The sequence below is a fragment of the Niallia oryzisoli genome (genome assembly GCF_036670025.1).
GTDB classification, from domain to species: domain Bacteria; phylum Bacillota; class Bacilli; order Bacillales; family Cytobacillaceae; genus Bacillus_BD; species Bacillus_BD oryzisoli.
In genome coordinates, this window is sequence record NZ_CP137640.1 from 2,018,868 (window position 1) to 2,038,859 (window position 19,992).

18 protein-coding genes are annotated in these 19,992 nt (G+C 37.5%); 16 read left to right on the top strand and 2 right to left on the bottom strand.

What is annotated here, in order from left to right:
* The first annotated feature begins 28 nt into the window (after positions 1 to 28).
* The 7 genes from R4Z09_RS10145 (at position 29) to R4Z09_RS10175 (ending at position 6,702) form a co-directional block, all read left to right on the top strand.
* Entirely contained in the window at positions 29 to 2,098 is a 2,070-nt protein-coding gene (locus R4Z09_RS10145; RefSeq protein ID WP_338453242.1) for a PBP1A family penicillin-binding protein, read from the top strand.
* Positions 2,099 to 2,241: 143 nt separating this feature from the next.
* Entirely contained in the window at positions 2,242 to 3,333 is a 1,092-nt protein-coding gene (locus R4Z09_RS10150) for a branched-chain amino acid aminotransferase (protein ID WP_338452205.1), read from the top strand.
* Positions 3,334 to 3,366: 33 nt separating this feature from the next.
* Entirely contained in the window at positions 3,367 to 4,167 is an 801-nt protein-coding gene (locus R4Z09_RS10155; protein ID WP_338452206.1) for an HAD family hydrolase, read from the top strand.
* 82 nt (positions 4,168 to 4,249) lie between these two features.
* Entirely contained in the window at positions 4,250 to 4,561 is a 312-nt protein-coding gene (locus tag R4Z09_RS10160; RefSeq protein ID WP_338452207.1) for an iron-sulfur cluster assembly accessory protein, read from the top strand.
* Positions 4,562 to 4,706: 145 nt separating this feature from the next.
* Positions 4,707 to 5,516: a uroporphyrinogen-III synthase gene (locus R4Z09_RS10165; RefSeq protein ID WP_338452208.1), complete on the top strand. Its 810-nt coding sequence runs from the start codon at positions 4,707 to 4,709 to the stop codon at positions 5,514 to 5,516.
* Positions 5,517 to 5,607: 91 nt separating this feature from the next.
* On the top strand, positions 5,608 to 6,045 hold the full coding sequence (locus R4Z09_RS10170) for a peptidylprolyl isomerase (protein ID WP_338452209.1): 438 nt from the start codon (positions 5,608 to 5,610) through the stop codon (positions 6,043 to 6,045).
* A gap of 183 nt (positions 6,046 to 6,228) precedes the next feature.
* Entirely contained in the window at positions 6,229 to 6,702 is a 474-nt protein-coding gene (locus tag R4Z09_RS10175; RefSeq protein WP_338452210.1) for an N-acetyltransferase, read from the top strand.
* A gap of 47 nt (positions 6,703 to 6,749) precedes the next feature.
* Here R4Z09_RS10175 and R4Z09_RS10180 read toward each other — a convergent pair whose 3' ends face one another.
* Positions 6,750 to 7,682: a manganese-dependent inorganic pyrophosphatase gene (locus R4Z09_RS10180; RefSeq protein WP_338452211.1), complete on the bottom strand. Its 933-nt coding sequence runs from the start codon at positions 7,680 to 7,682 to the stop codon at positions 6,750 to 6,752.
* Between the two features lie 595 nt (positions 7,683 to 8,277).
* Here R4Z09_RS10180 and R4Z09_RS10185 point away from each other — a divergent pair.
* The 9 genes from R4Z09_RS10185 (at position 8,278) to R4Z09_RS10225 (ending at position 18,970) form a co-directional block, all read left to right on the top strand.
* Positions 8,278 to 8,802, top strand: a complete 525-nt coding sequence (locus tag R4Z09_RS10185) for an HD domain-containing protein (protein WP_338452212.1) — start codon at positions 8,278 to 8,280, stop codon at positions 8,800 to 8,802.
* A 131-nt stretch (positions 8,803 to 8,933) separates the two neighbouring features.
* Positions 8,934 to 9,386 (top strand): SRPBCC family protein, encoded by a 453-nt coding sequence (locus R4Z09_RS10190; protein ID WP_338452213.1) that lies wholly within the window; start codon positions 8,934 to 8,936, stop codon positions 9,384 to 9,386.
* A 391-nt stretch (positions 9,387 to 9,777) separates the two neighbouring features.
* Positions 9,778 to 10,596, top strand: coding sequence for a pyruvate, water dikinase regulatory protein (locus R4Z09_RS10195; RefSeq protein WP_422392294.1), 819 nt, complete (start codon positions 9,778 to 9,780; stop codon positions 10,594 to 10,596).
* A 2-nt stretch (positions 10,597 to 10,598) separates the two neighbouring features.
* On the top strand, positions 10,599 to 13,271 hold the full coding sequence (ppdK, locus tag R4Z09_RS10200; RefSeq protein ID WP_338452215.1) for a pyruvate, phosphate dikinase: 2,673 nt from the start codon (positions 10,599 to 10,601) through the stop codon (positions 13,269 to 13,271).
* Between the two features lie 101 nt (positions 13,272 to 13,372).
* Positions 13,373 to 14,371 carry a zinc-dependent alcohol dehydrogenase family protein gene (locus R4Z09_RS10205; RefSeq protein WP_338452216.1) on the top strand — a complete coding sequence of 333 codons (999 nt, stop codon included), beginning with the start codon at positions 13,373 to 13,375 and terminating at the stop codon, positions 14,369 to 14,371.
* Positions 14,372 to 14,442: 71 nt separating this feature from the next.
* A complete protein-coding gene (locus R4Z09_RS10210) occupies positions 14,443 to 14,952 on the top strand; it encodes a dUTP diphosphatase (protein WP_338452217.1) in 510 nt (169 codons plus the stop codon).
* Positions 14,953 to 15,008: 56 nt separating this feature from the next.
* Complete coding sequence (locus tag R4Z09_RS10215) at positions 15,009 to 15,767, top strand: exodeoxyribonuclease III (RefSeq protein WP_338452218.1); 759 nt, start codon at positions 15,009 to 15,011, stop codon at positions 15,765 to 15,767.
* Between the two features lie 183 nt (positions 15,768 to 15,950).
* Positions 15,951 to 18,506: a DEAD/DEAH box helicase gene (locus tag R4Z09_RS10220; RefSeq protein ID WP_338452219.1), complete on the top strand. Its 2,556-nt coding sequence runs from the start codon at positions 15,951 to 15,953 to the stop codon at positions 18,504 to 18,506.
* Positions 18,507 to 18,655: 149 nt separating this feature from the next.
* On the top strand, positions 18,656 to 18,970 hold the full coding sequence (locus tag R4Z09_RS10225) for a metal-sulfur cluster assembly factor (RefSeq protein WP_338453243.1): 315 nt from the start codon (positions 18,656 to 18,658) through the stop codon (positions 18,968 to 18,970).
* A 52-nt stretch (positions 18,971 to 19,022) separates the two neighbouring features.
* Here the strand turns inward: R4Z09_RS10225 and R4Z09_RS10230 are convergent, their stop codons facing one another.
* On the bottom strand, positions 19,023 to 19,799 hold the full coding sequence (locus R4Z09_RS10230) for an IclR family transcriptional regulator (protein ID WP_338452220.1): 777 nt from the start codon (positions 19,797 to 19,799) through the stop codon (positions 19,023 to 19,025).
* Between the last annotated feature and the right edge of the window lie 193 nt (positions 19,800 to 19,992).

Sequence of the window (19,992 nt, forward strand, 5' to 3'; positions counted from 1 at the left end):
GCATCGTTTAAGTCCTCCTGTGATCAACATGCTAAAACGGATATTGGAAGTAATCAGGAATTTTTGGAGGAAGAAGCACTTAACACAAATTCTTTTATTAAGCGGGCTCACATTCGTATTATTGACGATTCTCTTTTTTGCTTTTACGGCCTCACAGGCCAATGTTCAGTCTCTTCGGGAAGGGTTAACACAAACAACCGTCATATATGATAAAGATGGGGACGTAGCAACAAAGGTTGATACGAATCGAACGGAGGGAATTAATGTAAAGAATCTGCCGGAATATATTCCAAATGCAGTGATTGCAATTGAAGATCGGCGGTTCAAAGAACATAATGGCTTCGATTTAAAAGGTATGGCAAGGGCGTTCTTTAACAACCTTTTTGCAGGCAGTATAACTGGCGGCGGTAGTACCATTACACAACAACTAGCCAAAAATGCTCTTTTATCTCCAGAACAAACCTATCGCCGGAAGATTGAAGAGTTATTCTTGGCTGTTGAAATTGAAAAAAATTATTCAAAAGATGAAATTTTGAGTATGTATTTAAATCAAGTATTTTTTGGAAGCGGGTCGTGGGGCATCGATCAAGCAGCAAAGAAGTACTTTAACAAGGATATCAGCACGGTCACAATAAGCGAGGCTGCTATGCTGGCCGGATTGCTGCAATCGCCATCTGCTCTTAATCCATATCGTCATTACGATCGTGCAATGGAAAGAAGAGATGTAGTCCTTCATAGTATGAAGGAGCTTGGGATGATTACAGCTGCAGAATATGATTCGGCAAAGAATGAAAAAATTATTTTAGAAGACGGCGGTGGCAGCTATATCAAGCGTGACTATCCGTATTATGTTGATGCAGTGTTAGATGAAGCGATTTCTAAATATGGTCTTACACAGGAAGAAATTATGACAAGGGGTTATCGCATTTATACCGAAATGGATCAAAATATCCAATCCGTGTTAGAAAAAGTGTATAGTCATGATTCCGTGTTCCCTGCTGGAAAAGGAGGAACGCTTGTTCAAAGTGGATCGGTGCTTTTGAATCCTGAATCGGGAGGTGTTCTCGGCCTTGTCGGGGGCAGAGGAGATTATGTTTTCCGTGGCTTCAACCGGGTTACGCATATGAAAGCTCAGCCGGGATCTACATTGAAACCGCTCGCTGTCTATACTCCTGCACTTGAAGCGGGATATGAACCGACATCGATTCTAAAAGATGAACCATTGCAAATTGGGGATTATGCACCAGAGAATTTCTCGCATACGTTCCAAGGTGAAGTCCCGATGTACGAGGCTGTAGAACAATCATTAAATGTCCCGACTGTGTGGCTGTTAAATGAAATAGGCTTAGAAAAAGGAATTGCTTCCTTAGAAAAATTCGGTATTCCGCTTGAAAAAGAAGATCATTACCTTGGGATTGCATTAGGGGGAATGAGTAAAGGGATTTCTCCCTTGCAGCTTGCTGAAGCATATACCGTTTTTGCCAATGAAGGGGTAAGAGAGGATGCCCATTTCATTACGAAAATTATTGGGCCAACAGGTAATGAGATTGCTGAGTACAAAAAAGAATCAACAAGAGTGACATCGAAAAAAATCGCCAAGGAGATGACATCGATGCTACTTGGTGTTGTCGAGTCTGGGACAGGTAAAGGCGCTAAGATTCCTGGAATGCCGCTTGCCGGTAAAACAGGTTCTACGCAGCTTCCTTATAATGATATAAATGGAACAAAAGATCAATGGTTTGTCGGTTACACACCCAATATAGTTGGTTCCGTCTGGCTTGGTTATGATCAAACAGACAGGGAGCATTATTTATCAACCAGCAGCTCTGAAACAGTGGTACCGATTTTTAAAACTATAATGGAGAGTATAAAACCATATATAGAATCAAGTGAATTTACGACAGATTCTGTACGGGCTCAACAGTCAGAGGAAAAGGAAGACTATAAGCAGATGCTTAAAGATCAAACAGATAAATGGAAAGAAACCTTTAGTGAAGAAGCTCCAAAGTGGAAACAAAGACTTAACCAAGGATTGAATTATGCCGAAGAAAAAGGCAGACAATTGAAAGATCTGATTGAAAATTATATTGAACCTTAAAAATGTGATCTTGATATTCGATAAAAAATGATAAAATAGACATTTTTCAAAATAATTTATCTTTAAAATTTAATATTTTGTGATAAAGTATTACTATCAGATTTTTCATATTTAGTTTTATATTTAGATTGGAGACGAAAATCATGTCAAACGAAAAAATTAGTATCACCCTAACCACAAATAAAAAACAAAAACCTGATGTCAATAATCTTGTATTCGGTAAGGTTTTTACTGATCATATGTTTGTGATGGATTATTCATCAGACAAAGGCTGGCATGATGCACGGATTATCCCTTATCAACAAATTACAATTGAACCATCCGCGATGATTTTTCATTATGGACAAACTGTATTCGAGGGTTTAAAAGCATATTACTCTGCTGAAGGAAAAGTGCTGCTGTTTAGACCTGAAAGAAATATGCAAAGACTAAATCAATCCAATGACCGGTTATGTATTCCTAAAATTGATGAAGAATTAGCCTTACAGGCACTGAAAGAGCTTATCAATATTGATCGTGATTGGATACCAAAGGCTGAAGGGACTTCTTTATATATTCGTCCATTTATTATTTCAACAGAGCCGGCACTAGGTGTACATCCTGCCCATCAATATAAATTTATGATCATTTTATCTCCTGTAGGTTCCTATTATGAAGAAGGAATTCACCCGGTTAAAATTGCTGTGGAAAGTAAATATGTGCGTGCGGTGGCCGGAGGAACAGGTCAAGCTAAAACTGCCGGCAACTATGCATCCAGCTTAAAGGCACAGGAAGTAGCTGAAGAGAATGGATATTCACAGGTATTATGGCTTGATGGAGTAGAAAAAAAATATGTTGAAGAAGTAGGAAGTATGAATATATTCTTCAAAATCAATGGTGAAGTCGTAACACCGAAATTAAATGGAAGTATTTTACCTGGTATTACTAGAGATTCGATCATCCATTTATTAAAACACTGGAATGTACCGGTCGTTGAAAAAAGAATCTCCATTGATGAAGTATATCAAGCTTATAAAGACGGCGTGTTAGAAGAGGTATTTGGAACTGGAACGGCAGCGGTGATTTCACCAGTTGGTGAGTTATACTGGAATAATGAAAAAGTAATTGTGAATGGCGGCCAAACAGGCGAGCTATCGATGAAATTATATAATACATTAACAGATATTCAACTTGGAAAAGAACCCGATCCATTTGGTTGGGTAGTAGAAGTTGAGCAGAAAGCTGTAAATAAATAGACTGATTTTTTCAATGGGGAGAGGAAAACCTGAATGATTAAAGCAATTTTTTTTGATCTTGACGATACGCTTCTATGGGATCAACGAAGTGTGAAAGAAGCTTTTACTGCTACCTGTCAAGTGGCGGCAGATAAATACCAAGTAGACCCTGAAAAACTTGAAGAGTCTGTTCGGGAAGAAGCAAGAAACCTGTATGCAAGCTATGAAACCTATGCATTCACACAAATGATTGGGATAAATCCATTTGAAGGTTTATGGGGGAATTTTCTCGATGATGATGATCAATTTCGTAAAATGAAAGAAATTGTACCAGGTTATCGAAAAGAATCATGGAAAAAAGGCCTGGGACGGCATGGTATTAAAGATGATGAATTTGCTGCCCTTTTAGCTGAACGTTTTCCAGAAGAAAGACGCCGTAAACCATTTGTTTACGAAGATAGTTTTTCTGTTTTAGATCAACTAAAAGGAAAGTATAAGTTATTATTATTAACAAATGGTTCACCTGACCTGCAGCAAACAAAGCTTACCATAACACCTGAACTTGTTCCTTATTTTGATCAGATTGTCATCTCAGGTGCTTTTGGAAGAGGAAAACCTGATCCATCTATTTTTGAGCATGCTCTATCATTGCTTGAACTTCAAAAGGATGAAGTCCTTATGGTTGGGGATAATTTAATGACGGATATATTAGGTGCAACGCGTGCAGGCATTAAATCAGTTTGGATCAACCGCACGAATAAAGAACGCAATGAAGTGATCCCAGACTATGAGATTAAGCAATTAGATGAGCTTTTTACTATTTTAGAAAGCCTAAAAGTGAAAGAAGTAAATTAACTTCGACAGGCTCCAGTTATTTGCAATTTTTTAGGAAGAATGAGATTATATCTTTATTCTTTGTGATGGGAGTCAGTGGAATATGAAATGTAAAATCAATCGCCATGCAGCTAAAGTATTAAAGGAAATGATAGCGAATGAAGGGGAAACAGGGAAAATGATCCGTGTTTACATAACCCATATGCATGGAGATCACGCACATTATGATCTTCGATTTGATGAACGAACAGAATATGATGAAGTAGTGAAAACCGATAAGGATATAGATATATTGCTGGATACTAGAGAAGAGTATTTAGACGGTGTATGGATCCAATATTACTATGTTCCTGATGAAGGATTTGTCATTACAAACCCTGTAAAAGACCGGCTTCACCATGATCATCATCATTAAAATAAGATCTAGTTCAAGCCTCGGATTCAGTCGTGAACCGAGGCTTTTTAATTATCATGACAGAAAGTTCACTAGATAATCTATCAAAAACAATCAATATATGTAAAAATAAAAATTGGATGAATAATGGAAAAGGGTGATTCTATTGGGTAATGCATTAGCAGGAAAACTTATCGTGCTTGGAGCATCGCGCAAAACAGAGGAAATGACAACACTAATCGAGAAGCAGGGAGGAACCGCTACCGTGCGCTCGCTGCAGGGAACCGTATTTAAGGCAGATGAGGAAGTGAAGCATGATTTAGAGAATTTTGTTAAAACAGGTGCTGACTGGGTTATCTTCACAACAGGTATTGGCTTCCAAACATTACTTGATCTTGCAGAGAGGTTAGGATTAAAAGAGGCTTACATTAAACAACTTCAAAAGGCAAAGATAGCCACCAGAGGCTATAAATCAGCTGCTGCGATAAAGAAATTTGAATTGAACTGTGAAGCTTCCGATGACGATGGTACGACACAGGGGCTTATTCGTCAGTTAGAGAATATAGATTTAACGGGGAAAAAAGTGGTTGTTCAGCTTCATGGTGAAAAGGCTCCAGCATTAATGAGTTTTTTAGCAGCAAAAGGCGCTGTAACAGCCCAACTCCTGCCTTATCAGCATATTCCGCCATTACAGGATACCGTTGAAACTTTGTGCCAGGAAATTTTAAATGACAAAGTTGATGCTGTATGTTTTACAACCGCCATTCAAGTACATTCACTATTCAACCTTGCGCAAGAAAAGGGAATTGGAAGTAAGCTTATCACTGCTTTTAAGGATAAAACAGTTGCAACAGCAGTTGGTAAAGTGACGGCTGAAGCATTACGTGAAGTGGGCATTGAACGAATCGTTGTACCGGAGCATGAACGAATGGGTGCAATGATTGTGGAATTAGCGAATTTTTTTGCTGCTAAATAAAGACTCTTCGACTGTTCCCTTATCTTTGTGTAATGATGTAAATAATGTTATGATTATTTTGTTTCACTAATTAATAAGGAGTTGGATACGAATGGCTAAAAAAGGATACATACAAATGCAAAATGGGGAAAAAATTGAATTTGATTTATTCCCAAATGAAGCACCCGGTACTGTAGAAAATTTTGAAAAATTGGCTAACAGCGGTTTTTATAATGGGGTAATATTTCACCGCGTAATCCCTGGGTTTGTTTCGCAAGGGGGAGACCCAACAGGAACTGGTATGGGCGGCCCTGGTTACACAATCAAATGTGAAACAGAAGGTAATCCACATAAACATGAAGTAGGTTCATTATCAATGGCACATGCAGGAAGAGATACTGGCGGCAGCCAATTTTTCATCGTTCATGAGCCACAGCCGCATTTAAACGGAGTACATACTGTTTTCGGAAAAGTAACATCTGGAATGGATACCGTACTTTCTATGAAAAATGGTGATGTAATGGAAAAAGTTGAAGTATTTGATGAGTAATAAATAATTTGTGTGAAAAGCAGCTAAGGAATTTAACTTAGCTGCTTTTTTCATGCACAAAAAGTTAGGCAGTAAAATAAAATGGCTTATAATTATACAATTTTGTGATTATTTATTGACTTTTTCTGAAAATAAAGTATGATAATAAACATTAAAGATAATTCGATAAAGGTGAGGACAACAATGGTTGAAATCAGAAGAGCAAAAATTTCAGATATTGATAGATTACATGAGTTAATCAATATTTATTCAGAAAAAGAGATACTACTGCCAAGAACGAAAGAATCACTCTATCAAAATATTTTTTCAATCTTTGTTGCAGAGAAGGATGGAGAGGTCGTAGGGTCCGCAAGTATAACCATTTTAGATAAGGAATTAGCGGAGATTCGTTCACTTGTTGTTGATACATCTGCATTAAAGATGGGTATTGGGAAAATGCTCGTGGAAAAAATAATCGAGGAAACAAAACGATTACGAATTGAGAAGTTGATTTCACTTACGTATCAAGTTGAATTTTTTCAAAAATGCGGGTTTGAAGTAACGGTAAAGGATAATATGCCGCAAAAAGTATGGAAGGACTGTATCACTTGCCCAAAGCTGCATAACTGTGATGAAGTTGCCATGATTATGTACGTGAAGGATAACATTTATGTTTAATGAATTGGACAAAAAAGAAGCATGGAATTTTCCATGCTTCTTTTTTATTAAAGAGCTTTTAATGTATCAGTTAATACTGGTACGATTTGTTTTTTACGGGATACAACGCCTTTTAAAACAGCTGTGTTATTGTCTAGTTTTACATTAAAAGCTGTTTCAACTGCATTGGTCATCTTTCCAAGTGCAAGACCAACGGAATCATTTGTTAAAATATCTGTCACAACAAAGAAGAATAAATCAAGGTTTTGGTCTGCAATAGTCTTTGTAATAGCTGCTTCAATCTCTTTTTTATTGTTAAGAACATCATCTGTATCGACAGCATTCACTTGAGCAACCATGACTTTATAATTGCCCATGTCAAAGCCTTTTGCATCTAGAGAAATTAACTGTTCAACTGTTTTGTCGCTAAGATCAGCGCCAGCCTTTAGCATTTCCAAGCCGTATTTTTCTGGGTCAACACCGGCAATTTCAGCTAATTCACGTGCAGCAGCGATATCTTGCTCTGTACATGTTGGTGATTTGAATAATAAAGAGTCGGAGATAATGGCTGAAAGCATTAATCCGGCGATTTCTTTCTTAATTTCAACACCATGTTCTTTATACAGCTTGTTTAAAATCGTGGTTGTACAGCCAACTGGCTCAGCACGATAAAAAAGTGGATCGCTTGTTTGGAAATTGGCAATACGATGATGGTCAATTACCTCAAGAATTCGAACTTGATCAATATCATCGGCGCTTTGTTGACGCTCGTTATGGTCAACCAAAATAACCTGGCTTGTTTCAGCGGCTACTTTTTCTACTAAACGAGGTACGTTGACTTGAAAATAATCTAATGCATATTTAGTCTCTCCATTAATTTCGCCAAGACGGACAGGCTCAGCATTTAATCCAATCGCAGATTTTAAATTTGCATAAGCGATTGCCGAACAGATCGAGTCTGTATCCGGATTTTTATGTCCGAGAACAAGAATTTTTTCCATATTTGTACTCCTTATGTAAAATTTATTTGTGAAACTTTTAATTCCTATCTTAATGATAAGTTTCATCACACATATATTAACACATTTTTAACATAAAAAAGTCAATTTTTATTCATATTTTCTCCATTTCCTATTTAATTAGTCAGATATAGGGAAATTAAATAAAATTGGTGTTATTACGATTTCTTTTATTTGCGGTGTTAACCCGAAAATGTTGATTTTTGTCACTTGTTGATTGCAGTGGAAGTCACGAAGACTCCTCGAAAATTCTATCGAATTTTCTCGTGCGTGGGCGGATTCAAGGATGCAATTCAATGTCCTGCGGGAGAAGCGAGACAGTCGGGACCCCGCAGACACGAAGTGTCGTGCACTCGGCGGTCGACCTAAGGTGCACGAAGTGCCTGGAACGGAAATCAACAACACCTATGTTAATAGACCCTTTTTATTAAAATTTGTTTATATATGGGACCAATTGTCCAAACGATAAATATAATAGAAGAACAAATTATTTGTCAACAGAATTCAAAAAAGAGTAAGATAGATAAAATATCTTCATGTTCTAAGAAGCAATCATTTTTGACTGGAGGGAGAACGTATGAGAGATGTTTTATTAACAGACATTTTCAACCACCATATAGCCCAAAAATATGTTACCCGATCTGGTTTGGTTCATGCAATTGCTGTTGCCTATCATGCATTTCAATTGGCCAAAGAGCAGAATGTTGATGTTGATAGTGCTGCTAAAGCAGCTTTTCTCCATGATATCGGACATTATACATGGTACAAGAATGGTAAATGGGATTATGATCTTTACAGACAAAATGATATTCATGCTATCAAAGGAGCAGAAAGAGCCCATAAATTATTAATCCGTTTAGGGGAGAATCCTGTCAAAGCAAAGGAAATTGCCCTTGCGATTCTTTTTCATACAGATTCCTATTTTCCCGGCGGTGAAATTGTCAGGACACCATTACAGGAAATTGTCAAAAAGGCGGATGAAAAAGATGAAGAGCCCGGAGGCAGTCATCATTATCGAAGAATTGAACAAACCCGTGCCTTCCGACTATTACAACGTTTAGATCAAAAAATAGATAAAGAATATGCGAAAAGAAATGGTTGAGTCTGGCATGCACGTGCCGGACTTATTTTCAATTCTAAATCCTTTTTATCTCGTAAGAATAATCCTCGCTTTTTAGGAATAAGTCTTAGTTTATACATGCGCTTATTACAACAAAAGGGGGATGGAACACGATGTCTTCTCATATACACAAAATGGAAGTGAATGTCCCGATTGAAAAGGTTTGGAAATTCGTTAACTCTATGGATGCGTGGGCACCGCTCATTCCTGGTTATATTGACCATGAGATTATAAATGAGCGGGAATCGACTTGGACGTTCAAAAGTGTTTTCGGTAAGATTATAAAGAAAAAAATTCAGCTTAAAATTGAAATAACCAATTGGATTGAACCTGAAAAAGTTATGTTTAATCTGATTGGAATAAATGAAAATATAAATGGTCATGGTTATTTTAAAGCAGTCAAAATCTCAGAGAATAAAACAAGTATGACAGGTTTCTTGGATATTACGGCAGGGGGAACGCTGGCAAAAGTAATGAATCCATTGTTAAAAAACAGTATACCAGAAATGACGGAGGAGCTGACAATTGCTGTTGGACAAAAGATAGAGGAAATGGTAAATCTTTGATGTAAGATGAGAGTAAGTCAATATTTTATTAAAAAACTATTTTAATATTTAAAAAGGATAGATAATTAAGGTGAAAGCCTATATATCTATCCTTTTTTGCTATATAATAATTTTAAATTACCTGCACTTTGTAAAAATGTTCACTTTTTAACGAAAAAAATGTTCACGAGTTTTTTTAAATGTGTTATTCTATATTCATAAAAAGTATAACATAATTAAGGCGATGTTAATCATTAATATGAAATGGTGTAATGGTAGACCAAACTAGCGGTAATGAAGATTTGTTTTCTATTTCAAATAATGGAAAAAATTATAGATAGTATCTATCGAAAAACGACGTCATAAATTCATTTGCGAAGTCCCTCGCCGATGAAAAAAGGGTGTGAATATTATCTTATCAGAAAAAGAAGTTGTATACGTTGTGTCGGATTCTGTTGGAGAAACGGCTGAATTTGTTGTAAAAGCGGTTGCAACCCAGTTTAACGGGGGCTATGTTGACATACGCCGGCATTCCTATGCAGAGGATAAAGAAGACATTGAGGAAGTCATTGCGATGGCAAGACAGACGAACTCAATTATTGCTTATACGATTGTGATTCCAGAATTAAAGAAATATTTAGACCAGCGTGCAAATGAAGAAGGTATAATGGCCGTTGATCTATTAAATCCACTAATGGAATCTTTTATGAAAAGATTTAAAAAAGAACCGAATCATCAGCCAAAATTAATGAGAAAGCTTGATGATGAATATTTTAGACGGGTAGAAGCGATTGAATTTGCCGTTAAATATGATGATGGGCGGGACCCACGCGGTGTTATGCGTGCGGACATCGTCTTAATCGGTGTATCGCGCACATCGAAAACACCTCTTTCGATGTATCTGGCCCACCAAGGCTATAAAGTCGCAAATGTCCCGTTAGTTCCTGAGGTTTCACCTCCTGAAGAATTATTTAAAATTCCGCGAAACAAATGTGTTGGTTTAGTTATTACACCTGACAAACTGAACGAAATCCGAAAAGAGCGGCTCAAGGCACTCGGTTTAAAATCTGAGGCTAATTATGCCAGCTTTGAACGAATCCTTGTCGAGCTTGAATATTCGGAAAAGATAATGAAGCGGGTAGGCTGTCCAGTTATTAATGTATCTAACAAAGCAGTTGAAGAAACAGCGAACCTTATTATTGATATTTTGAAAAGTGAGAGGAGCAGGTAATCATGAGTAAATTTGTTTACTTATTTAATGAAGGAAATAGTGAAATGAAAGATTTACTAGGGGGTAAAGGGGCAAACTTGGCTGAAATGACAAATATTGGTTTGCCGGTGCCGTTTGGCTTTACCATTTCTACCCAGGCTTGTAATGATTATTATGAAGCCGGTAAGAAAATATCCCCGTATGTAGAAGAGCAAATCCTAACTGCATTAAATACACTAGAAGAAAAATCCGGGAAAACGTTAGGGGATCCGCAAAATCCATTGCTTGTTTCTGTACGTTCAGGTTCCGTTTTTTCTATGCCAGGTATGATGGATACCGTCTTAAACCTTGGGATGAACGATGAAACAGTAAAAGGTGTTGCCAGTTTAACAGAAAATGCCCGTTTTGCTTATGATTCATATCGCCGCTTTATTCAAATGTTCAGCAATGTTGTACTTGGCATTGACAGTTTTTATTTTGAACAGTATTTAGAAGAAATTCGGGAGCAAAAAGGGTATCATGCTGACCCTGAATTAACTGCTGAAGATTGGCAGGAAGTCATTATTGGGTACAAAGAAATTGTTAAAAAACACACGAAAAAGGATTTCCCGCAGGAGCCTAAACAGCAATTATTCTTAGCAATTAATGCAGTATTTGATTCTTGGAATAATCAGCGTGCCATTATTTACCGCCGTTTAAATAAAATCCCTGATCACTTAGGTACTGCTGTTAACATTCAAAGCATGGTATTTGGAAATATGGGGAATGATTCTGGAACAGGCGTTGCATTTACACGTAACCCATCAACAGGTGAAGCGATTCTTTATGGTGAATACTTAATCAATGCACAAGGTGAAGATGTAGTAGCAGGAATTCGTACACCGCAGCCTATTCATGTGCTTGAAAAAGACATGCCTGAAGTATATAAAAAATTTACGGCAACATGTCAATTGCTTGAAGACCACTATAAAGATATGCAAGATATCGAATTTACCGTTGAGCGCGGAGAATTATATATTCTGCAAACCCGGACTGGAAAAAGAACCGCTCAGGCAGCCATTCGAATTGCTGTTGAAATGGTAAAAGAAGGAATTATTGATAAGAAGACTGCCCTTTTACGTGTTGACCCTGAGCAGTTAGATCAGCTGCTGCACCGCCGAATTGATGAATCATTTGAACGTAAACAATTAGCAAAAGGTCTGCCAGCATCACCAGGAGCTGCAACAGGGGCTGTTGTATTTGATGCAGATGAAGCAGAGCAATTAGGAAATGACGGCAAAAAGGTTATTCTAGTCCGTCCTGAAACCACTCCAGACGATATTCACGGGATTGTTGCTTCGCAGGCAATTGTAACAAGCCGTGGAGGAATGACAAGCCATGCTGCCGTTGTTGCACGTGGAATGGGAAAAGCGTGTATTTGCGGATGTGAAACATTAAAGATTGATTTGGCTGGAAAGAAATTTAATGTTGGAGATACGGTTGTCAATTATGGTGATGTCATTACCATTGATGGTTCTACAGGGGAAATTATGCTAGGTGAAATTCCAATGATCGACCCAGAGCTTTCTGATGAATTCCAATTACTGCTTTCTTGGGCAGATGAAACGAGAAAATTGGGTGTTCGTGCGAACGCTGACAATCCGGAGGATGCTGCGAAAGCCTTGGAATTTGGTGCCGGTGGAATTGGATTATGCCGTACAGAGCATATGTTTATGGATCCAAAACGAATTCCGATTGTTCAAGAAATGATTTTAGCTGAAAACTTTGAAGAGCGAATGATCGCTTTAGATAAATTATTGCCAATGCAGCAAGGAGATTTTGAAGGTATTTTTGAAGCTATGCAAGGACATCCGGTAACCATTCGCTTGCTTGATCCTCCAATGCATGAATTCTTACCTGATAAAGAAGAACTTTTAGTGGAAGTGACAAAGCTGCAACTAACAGCTCCTGATTCACCTGAATTAAAAGAAAAAGAATTCTTGTTGAAGAAAGTAAATCAATTGGCTGAATTTAATCCAATGCTTGGTCATCGTGGATGCCGTTTAGGAATGATTTTCCCAGAGATTTATGAAATGCAGGCAAAAGCGATTTTCAATGCGGTTGTAACGTTAATGAATAAAGGTGTTTCAGTGAAGCCCGAAATTATGATCCCGCTTGTTGGTCATGTAAATGAGCTAAAGGCTATGCGTCAGCTTGTTGTAGAAACAGCAGAAAAAGTAAAGGCAGAAGCGGGTAAGGACTTTGACTATCTAGTTGGTACAATGATTGAAATTCCACGCGCTGCTTTAACAGCAGATCAAATCGCTGAAGAGGCTGATTTCTTCTCATTTGGAACAAATGATTTAACACAAACAACATTTGGTTATAGCCGTGATGATGCTGAAGGTAAGTTTTTACAAACGTATATTGAGCAAAAAGTACTTCCAGAAAACCCATTTGCCGTTCTAGATCAGCAAGGGGTAGGTAAGCTGGTTGAAACAGGTGTTAAGCTTGGTCGCCAAGTGAAGCCTACATTAAAAACCGGTATTTGTGGGGAGCATGGCGGTGAAAAGTCTTCAATTGCGTTCTGCTATGAAGCAGGATTAGATTATGTCAGCTGTTCACCATATCGTGTACCATTGGCACGTCTTGCCGCTGCACAGGCAACTATTCGTCATGAACAATTAGATGAAAAGGAAGCAATTGCTTCAAAATAAAGGATCAAAATGAGAGCATCTCCCGAGCGGTGCTCTCATTTTCTGTTTCATGTTACAATAGAACAATATCTATTATTATTACATATTGGGGAGTGATTTAAATGAAAGCACAAGTGATTCATTCATTTGGAGATCCTTCTGTGTTTCAAGTTGAAGAGGTACCGGTGCCATTGGTTACACCTGGACATGTATTAATTCAAGTGAAGGCCACAAGTGTAAATCCGATTGATACGAAAATTCGCAGCGGCTTCGTACCTGCCGTATCTCCGGCCTTTCCGGCTATTCTGCATGGGGATGTAGCTGGAATTGTTGCAGAAGTGGGAGAAGGAGTAACAGATTTTAAACCTGGGGATGAAGTATATAGCTGTGCGGGCGGTTTCAAAGGGACAGGCGGTGCACTTGCTGAGTACATGTTGGTAGATGCAAGGTTACTAGCACATAAACCAAAAAATTTGTCGATGGAAGAAGCTGCAGCGATCCCGCTTGTTGCAATTACAGCTTGGGAAGCCTTATTTGACCGTGCTAAATTATCTGCTGGAGATGAAATTTTAATTCATGGAGCAGCAGGCGGTGTAGGACATGTGGCCATCCAATTAGCAAAGTGGGCAGGTGCGAAAGTATATACGACTGCATCTAACCCTACAAAACTGAAGCTAGCGAAAGAGCTTGGAGCTGATGTGGCAATTAATTATAAGGAAACCTCTGTAAAAGAGTATGTGGACAAGTATACGAACGGTAAAGGATTCGATTATATTTTTGACACAGTTGGAGGAGAAAATTTAGATCTTTCATTTGAGGCTGCTGCCTTGCATGGAACAGTTGTCGCCATTGCGGCCAGGTCTACACATGATTTAACTCCGCTTCATTCAAAAGGGTTAACTTTCCATGTTGTGTTCATGCTTTTGCATATCCTAAATGAAAATCACCGCCAGCAAAATGGCGAATTTTTAAAGAAAATTACATCGGTTATTGAAGAAGGCAAACTGCGGCCATTAATTGACCAAAAACGTTTTACATTTGATGAAGTTGCCGAAGCTCATCAATATTTAGATTCGAATCAGGCAATCGGGAAAATCGTATTAGTTAATAATTGGTCATAAACCTTTTGTTCATAATAATATGATTATGTTAACTTAATGTTAGGAAGAATCGGTTAAGAGGATGAATATACATGAATATCAAAAAGTTATGTCAAATGCAAAAGGTTCTCGACGAAAGAATCGTTAAAGAGCATAAGCTAGAAGGCAAAGATTTAGAAGAAAATATAATTCTTGCGCTTCTCGTTGAAATTAGTGAATTAGCAAATGAGACACGCTGCTTTAAACATTGGAGTACAAAAGGACCAAGTGAAAATCATGTTCTATTAGAGGAATATGTTGACTCGCTCCATTTTTTCTTAAGTATTGCAAACCATAACGGGTATAACGTAGACCGATTATTAGAGGTATACACAAGGGATTTTAAACAGACAAGAGATGCAATGACACTTGTGTCTTCATTTATTAATGTAACAGAGAAAGTTGTTACAATGAAGACTGCAAATGACGCATTTCACTATATTGATGCATTTGCAGCCTATATCGACCTGGGAAAAATCCTTGGGTTCACCTGGGAGGAAATCCAACAAGCTTACGTGCGAAAAAATGAAATTAATCATCAACGTCAGGATAATGGTTATTAAGGCAAAAACTTCAATGCTATTATACAAATATAGAAGAGACACCAAGGGGAAATGGAATGAAATTAGTATCATGGAATGTAAATGGGATTAGAGCATGTGTCAAAAAAGGATTTTTAGATTACTTTATGAATGTTGATGCAGATATATTTTGTATCCAGGAAACAAAATTACAGGAAGGTCAGATTACACTTGATCTTGATGGGTATCATCAATTTTGGAATTATGCTGAACGAAAAGGCTATTCCGGTACAGCTATTTTTTCGAAAAAGGCACCATTGTCCGTTTCATACGGGATTGATTTGGCAGAGCCTGATACAGAAGGTCGGGTGATTACGCTCGAGTTTGCTGATTATTATGTTGTGAACGTTTATACGCCAAATTCAAAACGAGACTTAACTAGGCTGGGGTATCGGCTAGTTTGGGAAGACGCGATGAAAGAGCATTTGCTTAAGCTGAATCAACATAAACCAGTTATTTTTTGCGGTGATTTAAATGTCGCTCATCATGAAATTGATCTCAAAAATCCAAAGCCGAATATTGGGAACTCCGGCTTTACTGATGAAGAAAGAAACAAAATGACCGATTTATTGGATGCTGGCTTTATTGACAGCTTCCGCTTTTTTTATCCAGAACGTACGGATAGTTATACATGGTGGAGCTATATGGCTAAAGTACGTGAGCGGAATATTGGCTGGAGAATTGATTATTTTCTTGTATCACATGCCTTAAAGGAACATCTTAAGGATGCTCAAATCCATTGTGATATATTAGGGAGCGATCATTGTCCGATTATGTTGGAAATAGATATGGGGTAAGAAAGTTGCAGGATGGTGCTTAAGCTATCCTGCTTTTGTATTGTGGATGAAAGATTCAGTAGAATAAGATCAATAATAATAATAATAATATAATTGTGATAAAGAAACAGAACGTAAGTTCTCTTTTTTTAGTCAAGTAGAGGACATGATTCTTTTTAATAAATCGTAGTGAGGGGAATAAAAATGAAGAAAATAGCGTCCATTTATCCTGAAGCAATTGAACGCACAAAGCAGAAAGTCTGTGAAGATATCATGGTCTACTTACAAGAGAAAGAAAATATGCCTTCCTTTGCGGAATATGTTCATAACCGAAAGCATTATATCGGGCAAATCTGGTTAAATGTGTGGATTACTCAAGCATCAAACAAAATCCCCCGCGCAGAAAAAAAACAATATTTACAATCTCGAGGAATTGAAGTTGAAGGTGTTGACCGCAAAACCATCAACAAAGTATTTCGTAATGAAATTAAAGCTTATCATCCCTTTTTGATTGAGGATTGGCTACATAGTAAATTTTCCGATGCTGAGGAACAATGGGCAAATATGTATGAACAGGCAAGAACGGAATATCAAAAACGTCAGGAAGAAGAAGCGGTCAAGCAGAAAAAACTGAAGATGATGGAGGAAATTGAAACTGAAGTCCATGCTATTGTGAGAAAACATCAGCATCTATTTTATTTACATACGAGAAAATTTGTCGCAGATCATCTTAAAGCCGATTTTGAAACAAGAACAAGATATCAAAAGCTGAACCCGCATGACATTGAAGTACGTTTGATTCCGCAAGGGTTTTTCTTAGCTGAGGACTATTCCTTAGTAAAAGATTTTTTTGAAGAAGTTACAGGAAATATTCAAAAAAACGATTACTGGAACAGCTATCACTATGAGTATGAAACCTATTATGATTTATATGACACTCGGATTCAAGAATTTTTGGAAGACATGATGCAGAAAAAAGTAAAACAGCTGCTTTCACCGGAAAATGTCTTCGACTATGAAGAAACGCTTATGGACTTAGCATTATCAGATATTATCAGTGACATGATCTATGATTACAGCGTTGAATTATTGTCATATATTAGTGATGAATATATTGAGGATTTATTAAAATTGGTTAGCATTCCTTTTGATGAAAAGGTACATGAAAAGATTTTTGTAGCAGATATCCGATTAAGAGAAAAAAGAATAGCAGAAGAGAAGGCTGAAATAAAGCGGAGGAAAGAAGAAGAAGCACGTATAATAAAGGATATATTTGAATTAGAGTATAATCCTCCAACGGGGAGAAGTGTGCAATACGTATTACATATCGGTGAAACGAATACAGGAAAAACTTATCATGCCCTTCAGCAGATGATGAATGTGAAGAGTGGTTTGTATTTGGCGCCGCTTCGTTTGTTAGCACTTGAAGTTTATGATTTTTTAAATAATAGGGGTACCCCCTGCACATTAAAAACTGGGGAAGAGGAAAAAGTGATTCCGGGAGCCAGGCATATTTCCAGTACGGTTGAAATGTTTCATGAAAAGGATTTATATGATGTAGTGGTAATAGATGAAGCACAAATGATTTCCGATAAAGACCGCGGCTTTTCTTGGTATAAGGCGATTACAAGGGTTCAAGCAAACGAAGTTCATATCATTGCAAGTAAGAATGCCAGAGAAATGCTTATTCAACTACTGGGTCATTCAAAAATAGACATTATTGAATATAAGCGCGATATTCCACTAAAGGTGGAAGAAAAAGAATTTAAAATTAAACAAGTAAAAAAAGGCGATGCATTAATCTGCTTTTCAAGGAAACGTGTCCTTGAAACTGCATCAAGGCTCCAACATGATGGGCATTCTGTCAGTATAATTTATGGCAGTATGCCGCCCGAAACTCGAAAAAAACAGGTTGAGCGTTTTATCAATGGCGAGACGAGTATCGTTGTCTCAACAGATGCGATTGGAATGGGATTAAATTTACCCATTCGACGAATCGTGTTCTTAGAGAATAGCAAATTCGACGGGACTTCGAGAAGAATACTTACTTCACAGGAAGTTAAACAAATTGCCGGCCGTGCTGGCCGAAAAGGACTTTATAATATCGGTAAAGTAGCCTTTACAGAAGATATTAAAAAAATGAGCAATCTTCTTTTACAGGAGGATGAGCCAATCCATACATTTGCTATTGCTCCGACAAACAGTGTGTTTGAACGATTTCAAAAGTACTATCGTGATCTTGGAACATTTTTTGAACTCTGGGATAAATTTAAGAGTCCGAAGGGAACAAAGAAAGCATCGCTTACAGAGGAAAGGGAGTTATATGAGCGCATCAGGGGTACGGAAATGGAAGCGCGTCTTTCACTGACAGACCTTTATGGTTTATTGCATCTGCCCTTCTCGTCACGAGAACCTGAATTGATAAAGCAATGGGAAAGAACTGTAGAAGCAATTGTGGCTGGGAAAGATCTGCCTGAGCCAAGAATCAAAAAGCGGACATTGGAGGATTTGGAACTTTCCTATAAAACAATCGGACTTCATCTTTTATTTCTCTATCGCTTAAACAATCGTACAGAGGCAGTTTATTGGGAACGGCTCCGAGAAGAAATCAGCATGTTAGTCCACGAAAAACTTAAAACAGAAGTGAAAAACATGCAAAAAAAATGCCGACAATGTAACAGGAAATTACCGTGGGATCATCGTTATGCGATTTGTGATTCATGTTATGCAAAGAGATATAGGGATGAATTTGATTACTGAGCATAATAAATAATCTAAAAAGATAAAATACTTTATTCTTATGACCGAGATCACATGCCTTGACTGACCCTTATGATAAAGTGTTATTGAGAAAGGTTATCAAACATAGTAGAGATTTCATTGTATTATTCAGAATTGAGGTGAAGGCGATAGGAAAAGAATTAGTGGATCGTATATATGAATTGCTTGAAGATGTAGTGGACCCTGAGCTTGGTGTTGATATTGTCAATTTAGGACTTGTTTATGAAGTAGACGTAAACGAAGAAAATCAAGCGTTCATCAAAATGACGATGACATCAATGGGCTGTCCAATGGCTGGCCAAATTATGGCGGATGCGAAAATAAAGCTGTCGATGAATATAAAAGAATTGACGGATATTCAGATTGATATTGTATGGAATCCGCCATGGGGGAAGGATAAAATGTCCCGCTATGCAAAAATTGCCCTTGGAATCCGTGATTAGTAATGAAAGAGGCTGACACCTTTCGAATCAGCCTCTTTTATCTGGTGAATAATTATTTTGAGTAGCCCATATTCCGCGAAATTTCAATGCTGGCACTGATGATTTGTTTTGCGAAAGACGGAACTTTTAGCTGGTTAATTCTCTGCTTTGGACCCACGATCGAAAGGGAGGAAACTACTTTTCCAGTATAATTATAAATAGGGGCTGCAATCGTTACGACTCCCTCTGAAAATTCCTCAATACTGTAGGCAAAGCCTTTTTCTCTTATTTCTTGAAGATGGGCTCGCAATTTGTCCGGGTCTGTAATCGTATTTTTGGTGTATTTTTTTAGTCCGTTTTCAATAATAGTATCAACAACATCGTCATCAGAAAACGCCATGAATACTTTTCCTGAACTGGTACAATAAGGAGGATTCCTTTTCCCGACATGTGTTAGATATCTAACTGGGTGATTACATTCAACTTTTTGAATATAAATTACTTCTAAATTATCGAAAACGGATATATGTGCAGTTTCGCCAATTGTTTCGACAAGTTTATTCAGGACAGGCTGTGATTCACGGAATATATCCATGTGACTGTTGATGACACCGCTTAAGGTTAGAATAGAAAAACCTAGGCGATAAGTTTTTGTTTCAGGATCTTTAAATACAAAACCTTCACTGGCAAGCGTCGCCATTGTTCTGCTTACCGTACTTTTATTCAATCCAAGCGAGGCAGATATTTCACTGATTTTCTTTTCCGGTTCATCCATTGAAAAGCTGTTTAAGATCCGTAAAGCGTTTTTTACAGAAGAAAGATAATTTTCCCCTTCATTACTATTTGCCATGATCATTCCTCCAGAAATCATTTCATATAAATAAACACCGTTGCTATATATGAAACATGATATATATGAATCAATATAGCAGAAAAGTGCTATAATTAAAAGGGATATAAGATGAAATCTTCTCAGTGTTCTTTCTCAATCTTTTCCCTTTTTATTAATAAAAAAAGCAGTGAAAATAAAAAAACATCAAAAT

Coding starts and splice junctions, on each gene's coding strand:
- R4Z09_RS10220 (WP_338452219.1), top strand. CDS start 15,951: ATGAAGAAAATAGCGTCCATTTATCCTGAAGCAATTGAACGCACAAAG.
- R4Z09_RS10215 (WP_338452218.1), top strand. CDS start 15,009: ATGAAATTAGTATCATGGAATGTAAATGGGATTAGAGCATGTGTCAAA.
- R4Z09_RS10155 (WP_338452206.1), top strand. CDS start 3,367: ATGATTAAAGCAATTTTTTTTGATCTTGACGATACGCTTCTATGGGAT.
- ppdK (WP_338452215.1), top strand. CDS start 10,599: ATGAGTAAATTTGTTTACTTATTTAATGAAGGAAATAGTGAAATGAAA.
- R4Z09_RS10160 (WP_338452207.1), top strand. CDS start 4,250: ATGAAATGTAAAATCAATCGCCATGCAGCTAAAGTATTAAAGGAAATG.
- R4Z09_RS10175 (WP_338452210.1), top strand. CDS start 6,229: ATGGTTGAAATCAGAAGAGCAAAAATTTCAGATATTGATAGATTACAT.
- R4Z09_RS10180 (WP_338452211.1), bottom strand. CDS start 7,682: ATGGAAAAAATTCTTGTTCTCGGACATAAAAATCCGGATACAGACTCG.
- R4Z09_RS10145 (WP_338453242.1), top strand. CDS start 29: ATGCTAAAACGGATATTGGAAGTAATCAGGAATTTTTGGAGGAAGAAG.
- R4Z09_RS10190 (WP_338452213.1), top strand. CDS start 8,934: ATGTCTTCTCATATACACAAAATGGAAGTGAATGTCCCGATTGAAAAG.
- R4Z09_RS10150 (WP_338452205.1), top strand. CDS start 2,242: ATGTCAAACGAAAAAATTAGTATCACCCTAACCACAAATAAAAAACAA.
- R4Z09_RS10170 (WP_338452209.1), top strand. CDS start 5,608: ATGGCTAAAAAAGGATACATACAAATGCAAAATGGGGAAAAAATTGAA.
- R4Z09_RS10210 (WP_338452217.1), top strand. CDS start 14,443: ATGAATATCAAAAAGTTATGTCAAATGCAAAAGGTTCTCGACGAAAGA.
- R4Z09_RS10205 (WP_338452216.1), top strand. CDS start 13,373: ATGAAAGCACAAGTGATTCATTCATTTGGAGATCCTTCTGTGTTTCAA.
- R4Z09_RS10185 (WP_338452212.1), top strand. CDS start 8,278: ATGAGAGATGTTTTATTAACAGACATTTTCAACCACCATATAGCCCAA.
- R4Z09_RS10230 (WP_338452220.1), bottom strand. CDS start 19,799: ATGGCAAATAGTAATGAAGGGGAAAATTATCTTTCTTCTGTAAAAAAC.